The sequence below is a fragment of the Candidatus Pantoea formicae genome (genome assembly GCF_011752625.1).
Lineage (GTDB): Bacteria > Pseudomonadota > Gammaproteobacteria > Enterobacterales > Enterobacteriaceae > Pantoea > Pantoea formicae.
This window is the reverse complement of sequence record NZ_VWXD01000004.1, coordinates 208,617-231,675: the sequence shown is the minus strand read 5'-3', so window position 1 is coordinate 231,675 and position 23,059 is coordinate 208,617. Positions and strand designations below refer to the sequence as shown.

Genomic DNA, 23,059 nt, shown 5'->3' with positions numbered 1-23,059 from the left:
AAGACGTGAACCAAAATGGCTTAAGGTTTCTGCTCGTTATCCACCGTCGCCGCCTCTTCTTCCTCTTTATCTTCTTTCACCGCCCGGCTCGCCGTTAGCAGGAACGGCGATTGTTGCCAGCGGGTGCGGCGGTCGCGAAGCAGGGTGCGGGTCAGGATGATGCCAATCACCAGCGCCAGCAGCATCATGGTTTTGGACTAAATAGACAGGCTTCCATGACTGTAGGACCTTTATCTCCCCTGCAGTATCTTCTTTTGAAGGTAGGTTATTAATGGCCTAAATTCAATAAACATTACAGAAGCTATGGGATCGTTAAGCCATTAAATCGTGCGATATTTTTCGGGAAGTATATTATAATGGTTAATTATCAAATAGTAAGTATATTAATTCATGATGGTTTAGAGGATGAATTTTTGAGTAATGGTTTTGAAACTCAATGTCCTTTCTGTGATGGTGTCGTTCATTTTGGATTATATAATTCGTTAGACTTTAATAATATTGAAGAAGATAAAATAAATTGGCAACCAAAATTCATGGTGTGAAATGCGTTGAGGGTGAAATTCAAGAGTTTCAATATAAGAAAAGTCCAATAAGGCTATCAAGAAATTCGTGCTCAAATGAATTGCACAATATTTTTGCTGTTTTCACCTATAATGAAATCCAACCAGTTCGTTATGAATCCTATTTAATAGGATTGTTTGATGGTGAAGTTATTTGAATTTTTAACCTTATGCGATCTAGTTAAGAACTACGACTGGACAGAACATTATTTCTATTATGATGAGCTGCTGATTTCTGAGCAGATTGGCGTACCGAAGCCGGATGTGGCGATTTTCGACCACACGCTGGCATTGCTTGGTAACCCGGATCGCAGCCGGGTGTTGATGGTCGGTGATACGCCTGAATCTGACATTCTGGGCGGCATAAATGCGGGGGTGAAAACCTGCTGGATCGATCACGGCACGCGTCCTTTGCCAGAACATATCAAACCGACCTAGCAGCTGAAGACGCTGACTGAGCTGCAAGCGTTGCTGACACAACGTTAAAAGTATCTATTCACGATAAAGGTTGTGATGATTCTAAGAAGCCCGCTGTGCGGGCTTTTTTTATGATAAAATCTATGCATAAATCTATTCACGAATCTATTCATCAGACGCTGATAGGGTGAACGACAATGGCCGATTTGCAAAGTTTGCTGCTGGCGGGACCGCTAAGTGCAGCCGATTTACTGCAACGCTCTGGCACCAGTCAGGCGACGTTGTCGCGGCAGTTACGACAGCAGCCCCAAATAGTGAAATGGGGCAGAGCCCGCGCAACGCGTTATGCCTTGCTCCGTCCGATTCGCGGCGAAGACCGCTTCCCACTGTATCGCATTTCTGCACAAGGCCAGGCGCAGTCCGCTGGCGCTTTGTTACCCACCTGGCCGCAGGGCAGTTGCCTGCATAACGATGAACAGGGGCGAGGCCACTTTTACGAAGGATTGCCGTGGTTTTTACAGGATCTGCGCCCGCAAGGCTTTATTGGTCGTCAGTGGGGCAGAGAGAATGCCCATCCATTGGGATTAAATGACGACATTCGCCTGTGGAGTGACGATCAGTGTTTAATGGCGCTGGCAAGCGGTGGCGTCGACATGCCGGGTGCATTCATCATCGGTGAGCGCACCTATCAGCGTTGGTTAGAGCAGGAAGCACCGCTCGCTATCAGCGAAGAAGAGAAAGCGTCAACTTATCCTCAGAGGGCACTGCATGCGCTAAGTGGCGATGAGGCAGGGTCATCAGCGGGTGGCGAGCAACCTAAATTTCTCTGTTATGCCGCGACATCTAATGGCGATCGTCACTGCTTGGTAAAATTCACTGAGGCGCGTCACAGTGAGAATGCAAAGCGCTGGCGTGATTTGCTCCGTGCGGAACATCTGGCATTGCAGCATCTTCAGGCCGCAGGCGTGACGGCGGCGCAAAGCCAACTCATTGCAGGTGAAGAGCAGCTATTTCTCGAAGTGCAGCGTTTTGATCGCATCGGTGAACGTGGCCGACGAGAGATGAGTTCACTTGAGGCCATCAGTGCAGAATTTGTCGGCCATCAACAACACTGGCCTGCTGCGCTGCGTGTACTGCACCACCAGCAGCGCATTGATGATGTCACCCTGCAGCGTGGCACCTTGCAATGGGCATTTGGTCGTTTGATTGGCAATAGTGATATGCATGCAGGGAATTTGTCTTTCTTCACCGACCGGGAGAAATTCAGCCTGACACCTGCCTACGACATGCTGCCAATGGCACTGGCACCTAACTCGCAGGGGCATATGCGTGATGAGCTGGTATTGACGTTAGATTTGTCATTACCGGGTGAAGTATGGCGAACAGCTTGTGGAATGGCGAAAATATACTGGCAGGCGATTGCAGATGACAAAATGTTTAGTGCCAACTTCCAGCGTATCGCCACGCAAGCATTGCAGCAGCTGGATACGCTAGATGAGGTCATCCGCAAAATGGCTTAACGGCTTTTTTCATCCTCTGAGGTGACTGCCGTTTCTTCTTCCTCTCGTTCCTTATCTTCTTTCACCGCGCGGCTGGCGGTGAGCAGGAACGGCGATTGCTGCCAGCGGGTGCGACGGTCGCGCAGCAGGGTACGGGTGAGGATGATGCCAATCGCCAGCGCCAGCAGCATCATCAAACGCAGAATGTTGGTGGTGTTGTCCACCTGACGTGATTCGGTGACCAGCACGTGGGTATCCAGCGTCACGCGCAAGAAACCTTGCGGTCCCTCTTTGCCTTCCAGCGGCTGCACGATTTGGTGGTTAAAATAGCTGCCAGCGCGTTTACCATCCAGCGCCAGGCGATCGCGCACATTAATGCTTTCACCGCTGTGTGCCACCAGACTGCCGTCGTCGGCATAGACTGAGGCATCCAGAATGCGGCTGTTATCGGTCATCTGATTAAGGATGGCTTCGATTTGCGAACGGTTGTCGTCGCTGTTGTCCATCAGCGGTTTCAGGCTAAACGCTACCTGACGCGTCAGCGTGTGTGCCAGTTCTTCCACCTGTTCAGAGCGTGCCATTTGATGGCCGAGACTGAACCAGGATGCTCCTTGCATCAGCACCACTAACAGGGCCAGCGAGATAAGAACAATCACCGTGCGATGCAGGCGAAATTTCAGTGCGGTTTTAACCATCAGAAACCCGTGTGACGTAACAGCAGAAAGGCTGGCAATTATGTTGCCAGAACCCGCGCAGACAAGGTAGCCTCTTGCGTGGTTTTGTTGTCCCTACAGGAGCTGTAATGCCAAATCGTCTTACCTGGTGCGATCTGCCCGCCGATGTTTCACTTTGGCCGGGTCTACCCCTTTCCCTCAGCGGTGATGAAGTGATGCCGCTGGATTACCGTGCCGGTCGAACTGGCTGGTTGCTGTATGGGCGTGGACTCGATAAACAAAAACTGACCGACTACCAGCATCAGTTGGGGGCGGCGATGGTGATCGTCAGCGCCTGGAATGTCGATGAGTATCAAGTGGTTCGTCTGGCCGGCTCGCTGACGCCGCGTGCTGCTAAGCTGGCGCATGACGCCGGTTTTGATGTCGCGCCGCTCGGCAAGATCCCGCACCTGAAAACCCCAGGCTTGTTAGTGATGGATATGGATTCCACCGCGATCGAGATCGAATGCATTGACGAGATTGCCAAACTGGCGGGCTGCGGTGATCAGGTGTCTGAAGTGACCGAACGCGCGATGCGTGGCGAACTGGATTTCAAAGCCAGCCTGCGTGAACGCGTGGCGAAACTGGCGGGTGCCGACGCCAATATCCTCAAGCAGGTGCGTGATACCCTGCCGCTGATGCCGGGCCTGACCACGCTGGTGCAAAAACTGCAGGCGCTGGGCTGGCAGGTGGCAATTGCCTCCGGTGGATTTACCTACTATGCCGACTATCTGCGCCAGACGCTGCATCTGACGGCAGCGGTGGCCAATGAACTGGAAATGCGTGATGGCAAGCTGACTGGCGAAGTGGTGGGGCAGATTGTCGATGCGCAATTTAAAGCCGATACCCTGAAAAATCTCGCCGAGCGTTATGAAATCGCGCCAGAACAGACCGTGGCGATTGGCGACGGTGCTAACGATCTGCCGATGATCAAAGCGGCGGGGCTAGGGATTGCGTACCATGCTAAACCAAAAGTGAATGAGCAGGCGTCGATCATCATCCGCCATGCCGATCTGATGGGGGTGTTCTGCATCCTGACCGGCAGCCTGATTCACGAAGAGCGTTAACTGAGGATTTGATTTGGCCAAAGCGGCAAAACGCGCCTTCGTTTGTAACGAGTGCGGCGCAGACTATCCACGCTGGCAGGGGCAGTGCAGCGCCTGCAACGCGTGGAACACCATCACCGAGGTGCGTATTGCCGCCTCGCCTGCGGCAGCGCGTAACGAGCGTCTGAGTGGCTATGCCGGGAGCGCTGGACCCAGCCGGGTGCAGAAGCTGTCAGAGATCAGCCTCGAAGCCGTGCCGCGTTTCTCCACCAGCTTCAAAGAGTTCGATCGCGTGCTGGGCGGCGGTGTAGTGCCAGGCAGTGCGATTTTGATCGGTGGTAATCCGGGAGCCGGTAAATCGACACTGCTGTTGCAGGTGATGTGCAAGCTGTCCGAAGGGATGAAAACCTTGTATGTCACCGGTGAAGAGTCACTGCAACAGGTCGCGATGCGCGCTCATCGTCTGGGATTACCCACCGAAAACCTGAACATGTTGTCGGAAACCAGCATCGAGCAGATCTGTCTGATCGCCGAGCAGGAACAGCCGAAACTGATGGTTATCGACTCCATCCAGGTGATGCACATGGCGGATATCCAGTCTTCGCCCGGTAGTGTTGCGCAGGTACGTGAAACCGCCGCTTACCTTACTCGCTTCGCTAAAACGCGCGGCGTGGCGATTGTGATGGTAGGCCACGTGACCAAAGACGGTTCACTGGCGGGGCCCAAAGTACTGGAGCACTGCATCGACTGTTCGGTGATGCTGGATGGCGATGCCGATTCCCGTTTCCGCACGCTTCGCAGCCATAAAAACCGCTTCGGTGCGGTGAATGAATTGGGCGTGTTCGCCATGACCGAGCAGGGCATGCGTGAAATCAGCAACCCGTCAGCTATTTTTCTGTCACGCGGCGATGAAGTCACCTCTGGCAGTTCGGTGATGGTGGTGTGGGAAGGTTCGCGTCCGCTGCTGGTGGAGATTCAGGCGCTGGTAGATCACTCGATGATGGGCAACCCGCGTCGTGTCGCGGTCGGCCTTGAGCAAAACCGTCTGGCGATTTTGCTGGCGGTGCTGCACCGGCACGGCGGTTTACAAATGGCGGATCAGGATGTGTTCGTCAATGTGGTTGGTGGTGTGAAAGTCACCGAAACCAGTGCTGACCTCGCGCTGCTGCTGGCGATGGTATCGAGCTTGCGTGACCGTCCACTGCCGCAGGATTTAGTGATCTTCGGTGAAGTGGGGCTGGCCGGTGAAATTCGTCCGGTGCCAAGCGGACAGGAGCGAATTTCCGAAGCCGCCAAGCATGGTTTCAAGCGCGCGATTGTGCCGGCGGGCAATGCACCGAAAAAGGCCATCGACGGCATGAAAGTGTACAGCGCTAAGAAGCTGGCGGATGCGCTGGCGATATTGGACGAGCTGTAATTTCGCCAGGGCGGCATAAATGCCGCCCCTACAATTTATCGTCAACGTAGGGTGCGCATTCATGCGCATCTTGATAAACGTACCGCACAGACTTTTCCCTCTCACGTAAACTGGAGAGGGCCGGGGTGAGGGCCAGCGCATACCCCATCCCATTATTTCCCATGCAGGAGGCACCAAATGTCATCGTTCGACTACCTGAAAACCGCCATACGCCAGCAGGGCCATACGCTGCAGCAGGTTGCAGATGCCAGCGGGATGACCAAAGGCTACTTGAGCCAGTTGCTGAATGCCAAAATCAAAAGCCCCAGCGCGCAAAAGCTGGAAGCACTGCACCGATTTCTTGGGCTGGAATTCCCCCGCCGTGACAAAACCGTTGGCGTGGTATTCGGTAAATTCTACCCGCTGCACACCGGCCACATCTATCTGATACAGCGCGCCTGCAGCCAGGTGGATGAGCTGCACATCATCATGGGCCATGACGATCCGCGCGATCGCGAGCTGTTTGAAAACAGTGCCATGTCGCAGCAGCCGACCGTCAGCGATCGCCTGCGCTGGTTGTTACAGACCTTCAAGTACCAGAAGAACATCCGCATCCACTCGTTTGATGAAGAGGGGATCGAACCTTATCCACACGGCTGGGATGTGTGGAGCGAAGGGGTAAAGAAATTCCTCTCCGAGCAGGGCATTGAGCCTGATTGCATTTACACCAGTGAAGAGCCGGATGCGGCGATGTACCAACAGCACCTCGGCATCTCGACGGTGGTGATCGATCCCAACCGATCCTTTATGAACATCAGCGGTGGGCAGATTCGCCAGGATCCGTTCCGTTACTGGGAATACATTCCTACCGAAGTGAAGCCGTTCTTTGTGCGTACTGTGGCAATCCTCGGGGGGGAATCAAGCGGCAAATCCACGCTGGTGAACAAGTTGGCGAACATCTTTAACACCACCAGTGCGTGGGAATACGGTCGCGATTATGTCTTCTCGCACCTCGGTGGCGATGAGATGGCGTTGCAGTATTCTGACTACGATAAGATCGCGCTGGGTCAGGCGCAGTACATTGATTTCGCAGTGAAATACGCCAGCAAAGTGGCCTTTATCGATACCGATTTTGTCACCACGCAGGCGTTTTGCCTCAAGTATGAGGGACGCGAGCACCCGTTTGTGCAGGCGCTGATCGATGAGTACCGTTTCGATCTGGTGATCTTGCTGGAGAATAATGTGCCGTGGGTGGCAGACGGCTTGCGCAGCCTGGGCAGTTCTATGGATCGCCGCGAGTTTCAGTCAATGCTGGTGACCATGCTGCGTGAAAACAACATTGAGTTCGTTCATGTGAAAGAGGATGACTACGATACGCGCTTCCTGCGCTGCGTTGAGTTAGTGAAAGAGATGTTGGGCGCTTAAGCACCAGCGATAAAAAAGGCGCCGATCGGCGCAATGCTTGTCAGTTAAGCATCTGATGATAACGCAGTCTGGTGCCGCTCTGGGGCTGGTTGTCCTCGCGCCGCTGACGCGGTACCTTCACTTCACTCGTCCGCCTGACGGACCGGCGCAGACGGGACTTTCCCTGTCCCGGCTGCACCTTTCGCCAGCATCCATGCTGGCTCTCCTGGCTTCCTCATTCCGTTCAGCGCTGCGAAATGCCATCCCCAGAGCGGCACCAGCCTGCTTGCTAACATCCGTGTACGCTGTTTGAAAGGGCACGATGGCTCAGGCGATAGCGCTTTTACTGCCACAAAGGGCACATTGTCTGAGGCCACAGCGCCTCTGCTGCTGCAAGGGCTATTCGCAGCGCTGAGGCAGAGACGTTGTGCCAGGAGCCAGTCGCAGGGATGCGACAGGCAGTTCGGGTAGGCCAGGACGGCCGTACCCGAACGTTCCGGCCGGCGCGACGTTGCAGCCGAAGGCACCGCGAAGCGGCGCGAGGACGGCCCGGCAGCAGCAGAGGTGCTGTGGCCCTCACCAACATGCCCACCCGCGTATAAGAAAAGGCCGCCATTTTAACAAAATAGCGGCCTTAGCCGAACAGGACCTTAACTGACTGGCATTACGCCAATCGGCGCCTTTTTCACATCATGACAATTACTTCGCCATACGCTTGTACTTGATACGCTTCGGCTCCAGCGCGTCAGCGCCGAGGGTGCGTTTCTTGTACTCTTCGTACTCAGTAAAGTTACCTTCGAAGAACTCCACCTTACCTTCATCCTGATAATCGATGATGTGGGTGGCGATGCGGTCAAGGAACCAACGGTCATGCGAGATCACCATGGCACAGCCTGGGAACTCCAGCAGGGCGTTTTCCAGCGCGCGCAGGGTTTCGATGTCCAGGTCGTTGGTCGGTTCATCGAGCAGCAACAGGTTGCCGCCAACTTGCAGCAGTTTCGCGAGGTGCAGACGACCACGCTCACCACCGGACAGCTCGCCAACGCGTTTGCCCTGATCGGTGCCTTTGAAGTTGAAGCGGCCGACATAGGCACGGCTTGGCATCTCAACGTTGCCGACGCGCATAATGTCCTGACCACCTGACACTTCTTCAAACACGGTTTTCGAATTGTCCATCGCGTCACGGAACTGGTCCACGGACGCCAGCTTGACGGTTTCGCCCAGCTCGATGGTGCCAGAATCTGGCTGCTCCTGACCGGACATCATGCGGAACAGGGTCGATTTACCGGCACCGTTCGGGCCGATGATGCCGACAATCGCGCCTTTCGGCACCGAGAAGGTTAGATCGTCGATCAGTACGCGGTCGCCATACGATTTGCTCAGGTTGGTCACTTCCAGCACCTTGTCGCCGAGGCGCGCACCTGGTGGAATGAACAATTCGTTGGTTTCGTTACGTTTCTGGTATTCGGTGTTGTTCAGCTCTTCGAAACGCGCCAGACGGGCTTTGCCCTTGGACTGACGGCCTTTCGCGCCCTGACGAACCCACTCCAGCTCTTTCTCAATCGACTTACGACGTGCCGCTTCAGAAGAAGCTTCCTGCGCCAGACGCTGATCTTTCTGCTCCAGCCAAGAGGAGTAGTTGCCTTCCCACGGAATACCTTCACCGCGGTCCAGCTCCAGAATCCAGCCTGCAACGTTGTCGAGGAAGTAACGGTCGTGCGTGATCGCCACCACGGTGCCTTCGAAGTCGTGCAGGAAACGTTCCAGCCAGGCCACGGATTCTGCATCCAGGTGGTTGGTCGGCTCGTCGAGTAGCAGCATGTCTGGCTTTTCCAGCAGCAGACGGCACAGCGCGACGCGGCGGCGCTCACCACCGGACAGGTTGCCAATTTTGGCATCCCAATCTGGTAAACGCATCGCATCAGCAGCACGGTTCAGCTGGGTGTCGAGGTTATGGCCATCGTGCGCCTGGATAACTTCTTCCAGACGACCTTGTTCGGCAGCCAGTTTATCGAAATCGGCATCAGGGTCGGCATACAGTGCGTACACTTCGTCGAGACGCTTCAGTGCGCCAACGACTTCAGAAACCGCCTCTTCCACAGATTCACGTACGGTGTGCTCTGGGTTGAGTTTAGGTTCCTGCGGCAGATAGCCGACTTTAATGCCCGGTTGTGGGCGTGCTTCCCCTTCGATATCGGTATCAATACCGGCCATGATGCGCAGCAGGGTGGATTTACCCGCGCCGTTCAGGCCGAGTACACCGATTTTGGCGCCAGGGAAGAAGCTAAGAGAGATGTTCTTCAGAATGTGACGCTTCGGCGGAACCACTTTGCCGACGCGATGCATGCTATAGACGAATTGAGCCACGTTGTAATGAGCCTCTGGTCTGTGAATGGTGGAACCTCAGATGCTGAAGTTTAGCCGTTTTCACCTGGCAATCACAGCCGCATGGCGTTGAATCTTCAGGAGCGCCCATAACTGATTGATTCTCACTCAACAGCCGCTATGCTGCTTTTTTGCCTGAAAAACGGAGGGAGTTCGATGAGAGTGCTGATAGCTGCGGATGAAAATGCATGGGGCGGGTTAATTCCGGCCATTCGCCAGACGTTACCGGATATGGAATTTATTGCCTCGGCGGGCCACGCGGCAGAGAGCTTGGCCGGTTTTGATGCGCTGATCCCAGGCATGTGCCGGGTGGATGCTCGGTTGATTGCCACGGCGGATCGCTTGAAATTGGTTCAGCAGGCGGGCGTAGGCCTGGAGGGCGTGGATCTCGACGCGGCGAAGCACGCCGGCATTATGGTCGCGAACGTGCCTTCCGACGATTCAGGCAATGCGGATTCGGTGGCGGAATTAGGGATCTGGATGATGATTGGCCTGGCACGTCGCCAGCATGAGATCGCCGATTGCCTGGCACAGCAGAGACTGGGTCAACCCATTGGCTTAGGCCTGATGGGCAAAACCGTGGGATTGGTGGGGCTAGGCGGCATCGGCAAAGCCCTGGCGAAACGACTGGCTCCGTTTGGTATGCGCATGATCGGGGTAAAACGTGAGGCGGATGAAGCTTTTGCGCGCCAACATCAACTCGACTGGGTCGGTAATATGGCGCAGCTGCCGGAACTGTTGCAGCAGGCCGATTTTGTCGTGCTCAGCCTGCCTGACAATGCTGCGACGCACAACATCATCAATGCCGATGCGCTGGCGCAGATGAAACCAGACAGCTTCCTGATCAACCTGGGACGCGGTGGCCTGATCGAGAAGCAGGCGTTTCTGGCTGCGCTGGAGACAAAAAAATTGGCTGGAGCCGGGTTGGATGTGTTTTGGCAGGAACCCCCGCATCCGCAGGATCCGGTGTTCAGCTATAACGTGATCGCAACGCCGCACATTGGCGGTGTCACCGATGTTTCAATGAAAGGAATTATCAAAGGGATCTGCGATAACCTGCGCCGTCTGCGCGACGGCGAGGCGGTGATCGACCGCAAAGCCTGATCTTAAGGCAGGCGCAGCGGGATGTTCTGCTGTGCCAGCCAGTTCTTCAGCGTCGGTTCTGGGGCGCTGTCGCTCACCAGTAAATCAAAACGGCGTAGCTCACCAATGCGCGCGGGCAGCACTTTGCCAAATTTGCTGCTGTCTGCCACTAACACGCGCGTGCGGGCACGCAGCATCGCATGGTGTTTCATCGCCAACTCATTGATGTTATAGCAGGTTGCGCCCTGTTCGAGATCGATTCCGGCCGCCGAGATAAACGCCAGCGTCGGGCAGAGATCGTCGAGGATCGAGTGAGCGCCAATCGGGGTGAACAGCGCGTTATCGGCATGAAACTCGCCGCCACTGAGGATCACGTTGCAGGCCGGTTTTTCTTTCAGTGCGAGGAAAGTGTTCATAGCGCAGCAAATCGCGGTGAACGCCAGCGTGTCCGGAATCGCATCCACGATGTAAGGCAGCGTTGTGCCACAGTCAAAAAACACCGTATCGTTTTCGCTGATCAGACTGGCTGCCGCCTGTGCCAGCCGCTGTTTGCGTGCGGCATTTTGCCCGTGCTGATCGGAGACGAAATAGTGCCCGGCATGGCTTTTCGGATCGCTGACGATATAACCGCCCAGCAAGACCACCGTTGAAGCCGGTTCGGTCAGATCGCGGCGGATAGTCATCTCGGAGACGCCCAAGAGCTGTGCCGCATCTTTCAGATGCAGCTTATCGGTGCGCTTCAGTGCTTGCGCTAGCTTGTGAATGCGTTCGTCGCGCCGGGTTTCCATGAGCATCTCTGTGTAAGGGTTTTCCTGAAGTTAAGAGGCCTGACCGGTGAACGCTTTCACGCAGCCAACTGCAAATCACAATAAATCTCACAGATTTTAATGATTTGCACCACATCCAGCAGGCAGATTTTCAATCTTACCTGTAATGAGATCGCGCCGTAAACTCCCGTAGCGTACCTCAGACCTGCTTTGTCATGATGTTTATTTGTTAAAATAATAACATCATCATTTTCTTTACTCCCCTTAAAACGTTCACTTTACCCTATCAAGATGTGAATTTTGTCACACCATTAACTTTTATAACCTGATAGTGTGATTTAAATAACATTTTAAAGCTAAAAAATTCACCGGGGAGTTAACAATGGATATCGCGGTTATTGGGTCGAATATGGTGGACCTTATTACCTATACCAATCAGATGCCGAAAGCGGGCGAAACACTGGAAGCACCTGATTTCGCCATCGGCTGTGGTGGCAAAGGGGCGAATCAGGCGGTGGCCGCCGCGAAAATGGGTGGCAGCGTGATGATGGTGAGCAAAGTGGGCGACGACCTGTTTGCGCCAAACACGGTGGAGAACCTCAAGCAGCAGGGCGTCGACACCCAATTTGTCACCACCGCGCCGGGCACTTCCAGCGGCGTGGCACCGATCTTCGTTGATGACCAATCGCAGAACCGCATTCTGATTATCAAAGGCGCCAATCAGCAGCTCAAACCGGCCGATATTGATGCGGCGGCTGAGGCGCTGAAAGCGTGCCAACTGATTATCCTGCAACTCGAAATTCCTTTGGAAACCGTCTATTACGCGATTGATTTTGCCCGCCAGCACGACATCAAAGTGATCCTTAATCCGGCACCGGCGGTGGGAAATCTCGATATCGATTATGCCTGTAAGTGCGACTTCTTCATGCCTAACGAAACGGAACTGGAGATCCTTACCGGCATGCCGGTCGGAACCGATGATGAAGTGATCCGTGCAGGCCAGATGCTGCTCAAGCGCGGCCTCAAAAACCTGATTATCACGCTGGGTGCGCGCGGTTCACTGTGGATGGCGGGCGACACGCTGCATCAGGTCGCGCCAACGTCAGTGAAGGCGGTGGACACCAGCGGCGCCGGTGATGCTTTTATCGGCTGCTTTGCGCATGTGCTGGTGAAGACCAGCGATATCCCCACGGCGATGGCGCAAGCCTCGGCCTATGCCGCCTGCAGCGTCACTGGACGCGGCACGCAACGTTCCTACCCGGACGCGGACACCTTCCAGCGTTTTCTCAACGTAAACTGAGGTCGAGCTATGCAACCGAACATTGTTCAGCAACCCGACGGCTATCTGAATAAGACGCCGCTGTTCCAGTTCATCTTGCTCTCGTGCCTGTTCCCGTTATGGGGATGCGCCGCGAGTTTAAACGACATCCTGATCACTCAGTTCAAAAGCGTGTTTGCACTGAGTGATTTTGCCAGTGCGCTGGTACAGAGTGCGTTTTACGGCGGTTACTTCCTGATTGCGATTCCGGCTTCACTGGTGATCCGCAAAGCCACTTACAAGCTGGCGATTTTGATGGGACTGGTGCTGTATATCGTCGGCTGCGTGCTGTTCTATCCCGCCTCGCACATGGCGACTTACACCATGTTCCTCGCGGCGATCTTCGCCATCGCCATTGGTTTAAGCTTTCTCGAAACCGCTGCGAATACCTATAGCTCGATGATAGGCCATCGCGATCACGCCACGCTGCGTCTTAACATCAGCCAGACGTTCTATCCGATTGGCGCGCTGATGGGCATTGTGTTGGGTAAATATCTGGTGTTCCAGGACGGCGAAAGTCTGCATACGCAGATGGCGGGCATGAATGCCGAGCAGGCACATGCCTTCCGCCTGAGCATGCTGGAACACACGCTGGAGCCGTACAAATATCTGGTGATGGTGTTAGTGGTGGTGATGCTGTTGTTCCTGTTTACCCGTTATCCGCGCTGCAAACCGGCGTCGAGTGAAAAGTCACTGCCGTCGCTAAGCGAAACCTTCCGCTATCTGGCCGGTAATCGCCACTTTAAACGCGGCATCGTCGCGCAGTTCCTGTATGTCGGAATGCAGGTGGCAGTGTGGTCCTTCACCATCCGTCTGGCGCTGACGCTGGGTGCTACAAACGAACGCCACGCGTCTAACTTTATGATTTACAGCTTTATCTGCTTCTTCATCGGCAAGTTTGTCGCCAACTTCCTGATGACACGCTTCCGTGCGGAAAAAGTGCTGATTGCCTACTCGGTGCTCGGCGTGATCACCCTCGCGTGGGTGATGTTTGTGCCAAACTTTACCGCTGTCTACGCGGCAGTGTTTGTCAGTGTGCTGTTTGGACCCTGCTGGGCGACGATTTACGCGGGCACGCTGGCCACGGTGGATAACAAGTACACCGAAGTGGCAGGCGCGTTTATCGTCATGTCGATTGTCGGCGCGGCGTTTATCCCGGCGATTCAGGGCTTCGCCTCCGATCATCTGGGGTCGATGCAGCTGGCCTTTGGTGTGTCGCTGCTGTGCTTCGCCTGGGTTGGTTTCTATTTCTGGGGCGAACTGCGCCATAAAAATCAGGCGATGCAGGCAGGTCGTCTGGTCGAGGAGATGCCATGAAAACCCGTTTACCGCTGCGTCGTGAGCAGTTCCATGAAACCCCGAGTACGCTGCTGCACAATGACTATTTCCACGTCGAGTTGTTTCGCTATCCGGCGGGTGTGGAAGCGGTACGCATCCGTAACCAACGCGGCACGGTGATCGTGCTGCCGTTTTACGGTCAAATGGTGTGGGACGCGACCTTCGATGGTCATTCCCTCACCATGGGACACAGTTTTAAACAGCCGCTGTTGGGCAGTTCGATTATCGATACCTACGGCTGTTTCGCCTTCCATTCCGGCCTGCTGGCGAACGGCTGCCCGGCGCCGGATGATGACCATCCGCTGCACGGTGAAATGGCCTGTGCGCGCATGGACAGCGCATGGATGGTGCTGGAGCAGGATCGCGTGTCGCTGGAAGGGGAAACCGAATATGTGAAAGGCTTTGGCCATCACTATCTGGCCTCTCCAGCGGTGCGTTTGCACGCTAACACGCCTCGCCTGCACATCGAAATGAACGTCACCAATCTGGCGGGCGCGCCGATGCCACTGCAGTACATGTGCCATCTGAACAGCGCCTGGCTGGCCAATGGCCGCTTTAAGCAGTCGATCCCGCAGGATGCTTTCAAGCTGCGCACCTCGATCCCGGCGCACGTGAAACCGACGCCGCAGTGGACCGCCTATACCGATCAGCTGGCGCGCGATCCGCAGGCATTACAGCAGTTGGATCAGCCTGCGATGTGTGATCCGGAGATCGTGTTCTTTGCCGACGATCTAGCGCAGTACGGCCATGAGGTGCAGTTCGAACTGCATGCACCGGAAGGCTATGCCTTGATGACGCGTTTTGATAGCCGTCAGTTCCCCCACGCCACGCGCTGGCTGCTGCACAATCACGATCAGCAGGTGGCGGCTTACGTGCTGCCTTCCACCTGTCGACCGGAAGGATTTAACGCGGCGCAGCGCGCTGGCACGCTGATTGAGCTGGCTCCCGGCGAGAAGCGACATTTCAGCGTCGAGACGGGCATTCTGTAATCACAGGCGGCCCTTTGTGCCGCCTCGATTTATACCGCCTCGCTATTCATAAAACTGTCACACAATATCCTCGCCAAATGCATAAAGCCCATTGCCTTGATGGACGATAACCCCTGTGACATTCGTCACATTGGTTCTCCTCTCTTTATCATCAGGGTTTAGATTTATGAAGCTCAACCATTTTAAAATTGGCCAGCGGCTGGGGTTTCTCGCCACGCTGCTGCTGTTCGCTACGTTGTTGATGGGACTGCACGGACTGCAAGTCAATATGCAGGCGCTGGAAAACAATCAGGACGTCATGGCACGCGAAGTGCTGATTGCTGACAGCATCGACACCGCGCGCAGTGCGCAGGTGCAGTTCAAGATACAGGTACAGGAGTGGAAAAATACCCTGTTGCGCGGCACCCAAGGGCAGGAGACCTTCGATAAGTACAAAAAGGCGTTTTTGAAAGAGAGCCAACAAACTCAGGCGCTGCTGAGCAAACTGAGTCAGATTCAGACGTCGCTGGGCTTGCCAAATGCACCAGATGAACAGGCGCGCGCTGTTCATGCCGGTCTGGAGAGTAAGTACCTGGCGGCACTGGAAAACTACAGTATCAGCGATATTAACAGTGCGAACCGGGTGGACCATCTGGTGACCGGTATTGACCGCGCCCCGACGCAGCAAATCGATGATCTGGTCGCTGCAACGCTGAAACGCGCGCAGCAGATGCATGAAGAGATTGAAGCCAATAACCTCGCCCATTACCAGAAAACCCGCATGCTGCTGCTGATCGCCATGGGCTGTATCTTGCTGGTGGGTATCTGCATTACCGCCTGGCTGATTCAGAGTATTACGCGTCCACTGAAGCAGGCGATTAACGTGGCGAAAACTGTGGCAGCGGGTGACCTGCGCACCCAGATTGAGGTTTCAGGACGCGACGAAACCGCACAGCTGATGGCGGCGCTGCGTGATATGAATCATAACCTGACGCGCATTGTCACGGGGGTGCGTTCCGGCACCGAAGCGATTGCCGACACCACCGATCAGGTCGCACACGGCAGCCGCGAGTTGTCGGCGCGCAACGAAGCGCAGGCCAGTGCGTTGGAAGAGACCGCGGCCTCAATGGAGCAGCTGACTTCCGTGGTGAAAAACAATGCCGAGAACGCGCGGCATGCTAGCGATATCGCGCGTGATACCCGCCAGCGTGCCGGAGACGGCGGTGAAGTGGTGGAAAAAGTGGTGGTGGCGATGGGCGAGATTCACCAGTTCTCACGTGAGATCAATGAGATTGTCACGGTGATTGATGGCATTGCGTTCCAGACCAATATTCTGGCACTGAATGCGGCGGTCGAAGCGGCACGCGCTGGGAATGATGGGCGTGGCTTTGCGGTGGTGGCGTCGGAAGTGCGCGCGCTGGCACAGCGTTCGGCTTCGGCGGCACGCGACATCCGTGGCTTAACCGATCGTTCGGTGAGTTTGATTGCACAGGGTAACACGCTGGTGAAAGGCGCGGGCTCGTCAATGCAGGAGATCGTTGAGAGCGTGAAGCAGTTGTGCGAGCTGATGGAGAACATCTCATCCGCCAGCGCGGAGCAGAGTGTAGGCATTGAGCAGGTGAATCTGGCGGTGACCCACTTGGATGCCGCCACCCAGCAGAATGCCACGCTTTCGCAGCAGTCCGCCCAGTCGGCACGTGCGCTGAATCAGCAGGTTGGTTCGCTGGTGGAGAATATCAGCGTGTTCCAGTTGGAGTCGAAGCCAGCTCAGTAATTTCGCACAATAAATGGCGCCGCTATAGCGATAGGCATTGAGCCGTTGGGGCGCCATTTATAACTGTTACCCATGTGCCCGGTCTAAAGTGTTACCCATGTGCCCGGTTTAAAGTGTTACCCATGTGCCCGGTTTGTACCTGAATACGCACCCTACGGTTAAATCGCCACTAGCCCGCGCACGCCTTCTGCTTCCATATTCGCACCCGCGCCGCGTTGCACGATCTCTCCGCGCGACATCACCAGATACTGATCCGCCAGCTCGGCGGCGAAATCGTAAAACTGCTCCACCAGTAAGATCGCCATATCCCCACGCTGGGCTAGCTGGCGGATCACTGCGCCGATCTCCTTGATCACCGATGGCTGAATCCCTTCGGTCGGCTCATCCAGGATCAATAGCTGTGGCTTGCATGCCAGCGCACGACCGATCGCCAACTGCTGCTGCTGCCCGCCGGAAAGATCGCCGCCGCGACGGGCTTTCATTTCGCCCAGCACCGGGAACAGCTGATAGATCTCTTCGGGCACGGATTTGGCCTGCGCCCCCGAGAAGCGCGCCAGCCCCATCAGCAGATTCTCTTCCACCGTCAGGCGCGGAAAAATTTCACGGCCCTGCGGCACATAGGCAATGCCTGACTGCACACGCTGGTGCGGCTTACGGCCATTGATCACCTTGTCCTGCCAGCGGATTTCACCGGATTTAGCCGGAATCAGCCCCATCAGGCATTTCAGTAGCGTGGTTTTCCCTACGCCGTTGCGCCCCAGCAGGCAGGTAATTTCGCCCGGTTTGGTTTCAAAAGAGAGGCCGCGCAAAATATGGCTGCCGCCGTAATATTGATTCAGTTCGGATACTTGCAGCATCTTAGCGCCCCAGATAAACGTCAATGACCCGATCGTTCGCCTGCACTTCGCGTAACGATCCCTCAGCCAGCACCTGGCCCTGATGCAGTACCGTGACGTGATCGGCGATGGTCTCGACAAAGCCCATGTCGTGCTCGACCACCATCAGCGAGTGCTTACCCGCCAAACTGCGAAACAGCTCGGCGGTGTACTCGGTTTCCGCATCGGTCATGCCTGCCGCCGGTTCGTCGAGCAGCAGCAGATGCGGGTCCTGCACTAACAGCATGCCGATTTCGAGAAACTGTTTCTGACCGTGCGACAGCAGCCCGGCCTTGCGCTGACGTTCACCACCCAGTCGCAGCAGCTTTAGCACCTCATCAATGCGATCCTGTTGCTCGCCGTTCAGCCTGGCGCGCAAACTGGCCCACACCGATTTATCGTTTTTCAGTGCGATCTCAAGGTTTTCAAACACCGTTAATGCCTCAAACACCGTGGGTTTCTGGAACTTGCGGCCAATGCCGGCGCGCGCGATTTCCACAGAAGACATTTTGGTGAGATCGGTGTCCTGGTCGTAGATCACCTGGCCGTTGTCCGGACGGGTTTTGCCGGTGATCACATCCATCAGCGTGGTTTTGCCCGCGCCGTTGGGGCCGATCACACAACGCAGCTCGCCAACGCCGATCTTCAGTGACAGATCGGTGAGTGCGCGGAAGCCGTCAAAGGAGACGTTGATCTTCTCCAGCTGTAGCACCGGATCGCTCTGATCGCGATGGCGGTCCGCCGGATGAGGTTGGGTAAACAGTTGCTCAGTCATCACGCCTCCGGCGCAGCAGGCCAATCACACCACGCGGTAGGAACAGCGTGACGAGGATAAACATCAGGCCGAGGAAGAACAGCCAATATTCCGGGAAGGCCACGGTGAACCAGCTTTTGGCCCCGTTCACAATCGCCGCGCCCAGCAGTGGCCCAATTAAGGTGCCGCGCCCGCCGAGTGCCACCCAAATAGCGGCTTCAATCGAGTTGGTCGGCGACATTTCACTGGGATTGATAATGCCGACCTGCGGCACATACAGCGCGCCCGCAAGACCACATAACACCGCCGACAGCGTCCAGACAAACAGCTTGAAGCCTTTGGGGTCGTAACCGACAAACATCAAACGGTTTTCGGCATCACGCACGGCGGTGAGCACCCGGCCAAACTTACTGCGCGCCAGTGCGAAGCCAATGCCAAGGCTGATTAACAACAGCAGCACGGTGGCGACGAACAGTCCAATGCGCGTGCCGGTGGCGGTAACGTTAAAGCCGAGCAGAGTGGTGAAGCCGGTAAAACCGTTGTTACCGCCAAAGCCGGTTTCATTACGGAAGAACAGCAGCATGCCCGCGTAGGTCAACGCTTGCGTCATGATCGAGAAATAAACGCCTTTGATTTTTGAGCGGAAGGCGAAGTAGCCGAACACCAGCGCCAGCAAACCCGGCACCAGCATGATCAGACACAGCGCCCAGGCAAAGTGCTGGGTACCCGCCCAGAACCACGGCAGCTCATTCCACGACAGGAACGACATAAAGGCCGGTAAGCCCTCGCCCGATGCCTGGCGCATCAGGTACATGCCCATCGCATAGCCGCCCAATGCGAAGAACAGGCCATGTCCAAGAGACAGCAATCCGGCATAGCCCCACACCAGATCCAGCGCCACCGCGACAATCGCATAGCAGAGGATTTTGCCGATCAAGGTCAGCGTATAAGTGGAGATTGCCAGCGGATGCGTGGCCGGTAGCAGAGCGCAGAACGGCAGCACCAACAGCAGCACGGTGATCAGGATTCCGAGGCTGATACTGAGGCGCGGCGCTTTGCGCGTCAGCGTTAATGTAAGGGGTTGGCTCATCAGTCTATTACCCTCCCTTTGAAGGCGAACAGGCCCTGAGGACGTTTCTGAATGAACAGCACGATCAGCACAAGGATGAGGATTTTACCCAGCACCGCACCTATTTGTGGTTCCAGCACTTTGTTGAGGATACCCAGTCCGAAGGCGGCAACCACCGTGCCCGCCAACTGGCCTACGCCGCCCAGCACCACCACCAGGAAGGAGTCGATGATGTAACCCTGTCCCAGTTCCGGGCCGACGTTACCGAGTTGCGACAGCGCCACGCCGCCCAGTCCGGCAATGCCAGAACCCAGACCAAACGCCAGCATATCGATGCGCCCGGTTGGCACGCCGCAGCAATCGGCCATCGCACGGTTTTGCGTTACGGCGCGCACGCTTAGGCCCAAACGCGTTTTATTGAGCAGCAGCCAGGTGAGGCCCAGCACGGCAAATACAAACAGAATCACCGCAATACGGTTGTACGGCAGCACCAGGTTAGGCAGCACTTGCCAGCCGCCAGACAGCCAGCTCGGGTTAGCCACTTCCAGGTTCTGTGCGCCAAACAACATACGCACCAGTTGGATCAGCATCAGGCTGATGCCCCAGGTGGCGAGTAGGGTTTCCAGCGGGCGGCCGTATAAATGGCGAATAATGGTGCGCTCCAGCAGCATGCCGATACCGGCTGTGACCAGGAACGCAACGGGCAGTGCCAGCAGCGGATACCAGGCCAGCCACTGCGGTGCGAACTGCTGGAACAGGTTCTGTACGAACCAGGTAGCGTAAGCGCCCAGCATCAGCATCTCACCGTGCGCCATGTTGATCACGCCAAGCAGGCCGTAAGTGATCGCCAGACCGAGTGCCGCCAGCAGTAGGATGGAACCGAGTGACAGGCCGGTAAACGCCTGACCGAAGAGATCGCCCCACATCAGGCGATGTTTGATTTGTTGCAGGCTTTCTGTGGCCGCGGCGCGCACCTGCGCATCGGGTTCGTTGCTGGCCTGCGTTAAGCGATTGAGGCTGGCCTGCATATTAGGATCGCTGGATTCACCGAGCAGCGTGACGGCTTTGAGGCGCACGCGGGCATCCGGGCTGGCAAGTTGCAGGTTGGCGGCGGCCATGGCGAGCACGGCGTGAACCTGAGCGTCTTTTTCCACGGCGAGGCGCTGTTCGATCAGCGGCAACTGATCGACCGCCCCATCGTTTTGCAACTGTTGTGCGGCACGCAGGCGAATCGCGGGATCCTCGCTCACCAACTGGTGGGCGGCGAGGGCGCTGGCGACTAACACGCGCAGACGGTTGTTCATAAACAGTTTTTTGGTCTCACCCGTCGGCTGTTGTGCGCTGTCCAGCGGGATGAGTTTGTCATCCTGCTTGCTGAACGGCTGCTTATTTTGGTCGATGACCATGCTTTCGTTACGCAGTGCCTGCAGCAGCGGCATGCGGCTGGCCTGCGGGGCGGCAGCCCACTGTTGCAGCAGGTTGGCCTGATCAGTGCGGCTGGCGGCGGCGAAATCAGCGCCATCGCCAGCCTGCGCGAGCCACGGCAGGAGCAGCAGCAGACAGCAAAGATAACGGCGGAGGATCATGGTTATCGTCCTGTTGACGGTGGTGCAGTGTTGAAAACGGTCGCCATCAATGACGACCCTGGAGTATCCATGCAAAGCAGATCGGGCCGCCCCTGAGGGCGACCACGGCATTACTTCGTCGATTTCACCGGATAGTCAGGCTTCTTATCATTACCGGCGATATACGGGCTCCATGGCTGGGCGCGCACCGTTTTATCGGTCTGCCACACCACGTTGAACTGGCCGTTCTCTTCCACTTCACCAATCATCACCGGCTTGTGCAGGTGGTGGTTGGTTTTATCCATGGTCAGCGTGAAGCCGTCCGGTGCTTTAAAGGTCTGTCCGGCCATCGCCGCACGTACTTTGTCCACATCGGTGGTGCCTGCTTTTTCTACCGCCTGCGCCCACATATGGATGCCTACGTAAGTCGCTTCCATCGGGTCATTGGTCACCACGGTGCCTGCGTTCGGCAGGTTGTGCGCTTTGGCGTAAGCACGGTAATCCGCCACGAATTTGGCGTTAGTCGGGTTATCCACCGATTCGAAGTAGTTCCACGCGGCTAACTGACCAACCAGCGGTTTGGTATCAATCCCGCGCAGTTCTTCCTCGCCGACAGAGAAGGCGATCACCGGAATATCCGTGGCTTTGATGCCCTGGTTAGCCAGCTCTTTGTAGAACGGCACGTTGGAGTCACCGTTGATGGTGGAGATCACGGCGGTTTTGCCACCGGCAGAGAACTTCTTGATGTTAGAAACGATGGTCTGATAATCGCTGTAGCCAAACGGCGTATAGACCTCTTCAATGTCTTTATCCTGAATGCCTTTGGTGTGCAGGAAGGCGCGCAGGATCTTGTTGGTGGTACGTGGGTAGACGTAGTCAGTACCCAGCAGGAAGAAGCGTTTGGCGCTGCCGCCGTCTTCGCTCATCAGGTACTCCACTGCCGGAATCGCCTGCTGGTTAGGTGCGGCACCGGTGTAGAACACGTTTGGCGACATCTCTTCGCCTTCATACTGCACCGGATAGAACAGCAGGCCGTTCAGCTCTTCAAACACCGGCAGCACCGACTTACGTGAGACCGAAGTCCAGCAACCGAACACCGCTGCGACTTTATCCTGCGTTAACAACTGGCGGGCTTTTTCCGCGAACAGCGGCCAGTTAGATGCCGGATCGACCACCACTGGTTCCAGCTTCTTGCCCAGCACGCCGCCTTTGGCGTTGATTTCATCAATGGTCATCAGGGCCACGTCTTTCAGCGGCGTCTCGGAGATCGCCATGGTGCCGGAAAGCGACGACATAATGCCGACTTTAATGGTATCAGCGGCCTGAGCACCAAAGGTAAAGCCCAAACTGGCCACGGTGGCGGAGAGCGCAAAAGCTTTTAGCAACGAACGTCTTTTCATCGTTAACCCTCTAAATGCGTTAGTGTTTTTATTCAATGGGTTGAAGCCGGGCCTGCTGTAACATATGCAATGTGATCTTTCTGACCTCTGCCTTACTGACGGCGATGTGGTCGGTTAAAATGCGCTGTGCCTCCTCGGTGTGTTGCTGGAAAATCGCCCGTAAAATCTGAGCGTGTTCGCGGTATGTCGCATCCACCCGGTCGTCACGGGTAAAGTCGAGACGACGGATAATGCGGATCTTTTCGGTCAATTCGGCGTGGATACGCGCCATCTCCTGATTGCCAGCGGCGGCCACCAGCGCCATGTGAAAGGCTTCGTCGTGCGACGACACCGCTTTGCCATCCTCAAGGCGTGGTGCATCGATCCAGAAACGTTTCAGTTCGGTCAGGATCTCCGCACAGGCCAGTGGCGGCAGCGCGCACAGGCGGCGCACCGCTTCGCGCTCCAGCACGGTGCGGAAGTCGTACAGTTCCTCGAAGTATTCGAAGTCGAACGGCTTCACCTGCCAGCCGCTGCGGAACCACACTTCGACATAGCCCTCGCGCTCCAGCCAGAACAGCGCCTGACGCACCGGCGTGCGGCTCACTTCGAGCCGATCGGCGATTTCGTTTTCGCTAAAGCGGTCTCCGGGCATCAAACGAAACTCAAAAATGTCCTGTTTCAATGCCTGATACACCTTCTCCGCCAGCGCTTCCGGGCGGCCTTTGCTGCGTGGGCTTTGATGCATG

Annotated in this window: 19 protein-coding genes and 2 pseudogenes; 11 read left to right on the top strand and 10 right to left on the bottom strand. The window is 56.0% G+C overall.

Annotation, left to right across the window (positions count from 1 at the left end):
• Positions 1-20 precede the first annotated feature (20 nt).
• Positions 21-194: pseudogene (locus F3J38_RS13580) on the bottom strand (YtjB family periplasmic protein); the annotation flags it as partial.
• Positions 195-356: 162 nt separating this feature from the next.
• On the opposite strand from F3J38_RS13580, the gene F3J38_RS28115 reads away from it, so the two are divergent.
• The 3 genes and pseudogenes from F3J38_RS28115 (at position 357) to yjjJ (ending at position 2,497) form a co-directional block, all read left to right on the top strand.
• The gene (locus tag F3J38_RS28115) at positions 357-542 is read left to right on the top strand and encodes a hypothetical protein (protein ID WP_240155966.1); all 186 of its coding nucleotides are present in this window, start codon (positions 357-359) and stop codon (positions 540-542) included.
• 234 nt (positions 543-776) lie between these two features.
• Positions 777-998 (top strand): annotated as a pseudogene (locus F3J38_RS13570) (HAD-IA family hydrolase); the annotation flags it as partial.
• 176 nt (positions 999-1,174) lie between these two features.
• On the top strand, positions 1,175-2,497 hold the full coding sequence (yjjJ, locus tag F3J38_RS13565; protein WP_167139186.1) for a type II toxin-antitoxin system HipA family toxin YjjJ: 1,323 nt from the start codon (positions 1,175-1,177) through the stop codon (positions 2,495-2,497).
• Here yjjJ and F3J38_RS13560 read toward each other — a convergent pair.
• A complete protein-coding gene (locus tag F3J38_RS13560) occupies positions 2,494-3,171 on the bottom strand; it encodes a YtjB family periplasmic protein (protein ID WP_167139184.1) in 678 nt (225 codons plus the stop codon). The two genes, yjjJ and F3J38_RS13560, sit on opposite strands and share 4 nt — an antisense overlap.
• Positions 3,172-3,278: 107 nt before the next feature.
• Between F3J38_RS13560 and serB the strand changes: the two genes are divergently transcribed.
• The 3 genes from serB to nadR all read left to right on the top strand — a co-directional run bounded on the left by serB (position 3,279) and on the right by nadR (position 7,056).
• The gene (gene serB, locus F3J38_RS13555; protein ID WP_167139182.1) at positions 3,279-4,256 is read left to right on the top strand and encodes a phosphoserine phosphatase; all 978 of its coding nucleotides are present in this window, start codon (positions 3,279-3,281) and stop codon (positions 4,254-4,256) included.
• Between the two features lie 13 nt (positions 4,257-4,269).
• Positions 4,270-5,652, top strand: a complete 1,383-nt coding sequence (radA, locus tag F3J38_RS13550; RefSeq protein ID WP_038649226.1) for a DNA repair protein RadA — start codon at positions 4,270-4,272, stop codon at positions 5,650-5,652.
• A 177-nt stretch (positions 5,653-5,829) separates the two neighbouring features.
• The gene (nadR, locus tag F3J38_RS13545) at positions 5,830-7,056 is read left to right on the top strand and encodes a multifunctional transcriptional regulator/nicotinamide-nucleotide adenylyltransferase/ribosylnicotinamide kinase NadR (protein WP_167139180.1); all 1,227 of its coding nucleotides are present in this window, start codon (positions 5,830-5,832) and stop codon (positions 7,054-7,056) included.
• A gap of 678 nt (positions 7,057-7,734) precedes the next feature.
• Here the strand turns inward: nadR and ettA are convergent.
• On the bottom strand, positions 7,735-9,402 hold the full coding sequence (gene ettA / locus F3J38_RS13540; RefSeq protein WP_072017012.1) for an energy-dependent translational throttle protein EttA: 1,668 nt from the start codon (positions 9,400-9,402) through the stop codon (positions 7,735-7,737).
• Between the two features lie 174 nt (positions 9,403-9,576).
• Here ettA and F3J38_RS13535 point away from each other — a divergent pair, with 174 nt between their 5' ends.
• Positions 9,577-10,524 carry a 2-hydroxyacid dehydrogenase gene (locus F3J38_RS13535; protein WP_167139178.1) on the top strand — a complete coding sequence of 316 codons (948 nt, stop codon included), beginning with the start codon at positions 9,577-9,579 and terminating at the stop codon, positions 10,522-10,524.
• Positions 10,525-10,526: 2 nt separating this feature from the next.
• Here F3J38_RS13535 and deoR read toward each other — a convergent pair whose 3' ends face one another.
• Positions 10,527-11,291 carry a DNA-binding transcriptional repressor DeoR gene (gene deoR / locus F3J38_RS13530; RefSeq protein ID WP_167139176.1) on the bottom strand — a complete coding sequence of 255 codons (765 nt, stop codon included), beginning with the start codon at positions 11,289-11,291 and terminating at the stop codon, positions 10,527-10,529.
• Positions 11,292-11,652: 361 nt separating this feature from the next.
• On the opposite strand from deoR, the gene rbsK reads away from it, so the two are divergent.
• The 4 genes from rbsK (at position 11,653) to F3J38_RS13510 (ending at position 16,668) form a co-directional block, all read left to right on the top strand.
• Positions 11,653-12,570 carry a ribokinase gene (gene rbsK, locus F3J38_RS13525; protein WP_167139174.1) on the top strand — a complete coding sequence of 306 codons (918 nt, stop codon included), beginning with the start codon at positions 11,653-11,655 and terminating at the stop codon, positions 12,568-12,570.
• Between the two features lie 9 nt (positions 12,571-12,579).
• Positions 12,580-13,905 (top strand): L-fucose:H+ symporter permease, encoded by a 1,326-nt coding sequence (fucP, locus tag F3J38_RS13520; protein ID WP_167139172.1) that lies wholly within the window; start codon positions 12,580-12,582, stop codon positions 13,903-13,905.
• Complete coding sequence (locus tag F3J38_RS13515) at positions 13,902-14,915, top strand: aldose 1-epimerase family protein (protein ID WP_167139170.1); 1,014 nt, start codon at positions 13,902-13,904, stop codon at positions 14,913-14,915. Before fucP ends, F3J38_RS13515 begins: the two co-directional genes overlap by 4 nt.
• Positions 14,916-15,081: 166 nt before the next feature.
• On the top strand, positions 15,082-16,668 hold the full coding sequence (locus F3J38_RS13510) for a methyl-accepting chemotaxis protein (RefSeq protein WP_167139168.1): 1,587 nt from the start codon (positions 15,082-15,084) through the stop codon (positions 16,666-16,668).
• Between the two features lie 158 nt (positions 16,669-16,826).
• Here the strand turns inward: F3J38_RS13510 and urtE are convergent, their stop codons facing one another.
• The 6 genes from urtE to F3J38_RS13480 all read right to left on the bottom strand — a co-directional run bounded on the left by urtE (position 16,827) and on the right by F3J38_RS13480 (position 23,058).
• Complete coding sequence (gene urtE / locus F3J38_RS13505) at positions 16,827-17,525, bottom strand: urea ABC transporter ATP-binding subunit UrtE (RefSeq protein WP_167139166.1); 699 nt, start codon at positions 17,523-17,525, stop codon at positions 16,827-16,829.
• A 1-nt stretch (position 17,526) separates the two neighbouring features.
• Positions 17,527-18,318 (bottom strand): urea ABC transporter ATP-binding protein UrtD, encoded by a 792-nt coding sequence (gene urtD, locus F3J38_RS13500; RefSeq protein ID WP_167139164.1) that lies wholly within the window; start codon positions 18,316-18,318, stop codon positions 17,527-17,529.
• Complete coding sequence (gene urtC / locus F3J38_RS13495) at positions 18,311-19,387, bottom strand: urea ABC transporter permease subunit UrtC (protein ID WP_038649201.1); 1,077 nt, start codon at positions 19,385-19,387, stop codon at positions 18,311-18,313. Before urtC ends, urtD begins: the two co-directional genes overlap by 8 nt.
• A complete protein-coding gene (urtB, locus tag F3J38_RS13490) occupies positions 19,387-20,952 on the bottom strand; it encodes an urea ABC transporter permease subunit UrtB (protein ID WP_167139162.1) in 1,566 nt (521 codons plus the stop codon). The genes urtC and urtB overlap by 1 nt, the downstream gene beginning before the upstream one ends.
• 110 nt (positions 20,953-21,062) lie before the next feature.
• Positions 21,063-22,331: an urea ABC transporter substrate-binding protein gene (gene urtA / locus F3J38_RS13485; protein ID WP_167139160.1), complete on the bottom strand. Its 1,269-nt coding sequence runs from the start codon at positions 22,329-22,331 to the stop codon at positions 21,063-21,065.
• A 28-nt stretch (positions 22,332-22,359) separates the two neighbouring features.
• Entirely contained in the window at positions 22,360-23,058 is a 699-nt protein-coding gene (locus F3J38_RS13480) for a GntR family transcriptional regulator (protein WP_167139158.1), read from the bottom strand.
• Between the last annotated feature and the right edge of the window lies 1 nt (position 23,059).